Consider the following 750-nt stretch of genomic DNA (forward strand, 5'->3'; position numbering starts at 1 on the left):
GTAGAGAAGCGGTATTTGGTGAAGATGAAAGGTATGAATCGTATCAACGGATATCTTAGTTACAATAAAAATCTTGATAAATGGTTCTTTGGAATAGCTAGCGAGTCTAAACCCTATCGTGCACGCCACACCCGCAAAGAGCTAGAAGAAGCCAACTTCGGCTGGGTGTTTGATTGCGAAGGAATCGAGGTTGAGGAGGTGAATTTTTGATTGATAAAATAAGACATTTACAACTTGCTGTTTTTAGTTTTGCTTGTCTTTTGAGTGTTGGTTTGTTGGTGATTCTTACTCGTTTGAATAATCAATCTGAAGAAATTCGCTATCTGCAAGAACAAGTGCGAGAGAATCGCAAGAGTTTGTTAAACAATGCAGAGGTTGACCAGCGGCAGGAGGTTATCTTGAATAAGCTGAATATGCAATATCAGCAAGACGAACACAAGCGTGCTGAAATCTTGAAAGAAACAGCCGAAAAAAATAAAGTCGGAGGATAGAAAAGGAGGTAGCCGCATGACAACACTTGATGTATGGGCTCATAAGGAGCTGAAAGCTAGTGATGAAAAACTAGTTGAGTTTAAAGAAATTTTTGGTTTGTAAGATGTAAAAATGTTCTTTGAAAACTGAATAATGAATGGGGGCGAGAACTTTTTGTTGAAAATAAAAAAGTAACGCAAAAAGTATTGACTTAATGCGTTACAAATGGTATAATAGTCTATGTAAGGTTGAGAAATCTAACAAATCCAACAGAAAGGA

Annotated in this window: 1 protein-coding gene and 1 pseudogene; both read left to right on the plus strand. The window is 37.2% G+C overall.

Features of this window, described 5'->3' with window-relative positions:
* Positions 1 to 210: pseudogene (locus STRDD10_RS10030) on the plus strand (DUF1642 domain-containing protein); the annotation flags it as partial.
* Positions 207 to 491 carry a hypothetical protein gene (locus STRDD10_RS10035; protein WP_067194736.1) on the plus strand — a complete coding sequence of 95 codons (285 nt, stop codon included), beginning with the start codon at positions 207 to 209 and terminating at the stop codon, positions 489 to 491. The pseudogene STRDD10_RS10030 and the gene STRDD10_RS10035, both read left to right, overlap by 4 nt.
* Positions 492 to 750: the final 259 nt, after the last annotated feature.

This window comes from Streptococcus sp. DD10 (genome assembly GCF_001578805.1).
Lineage (GTDB): Bacteria > Bacillota > Bacilli > Lactobacillales > Streptococcaceae > Streptococcus.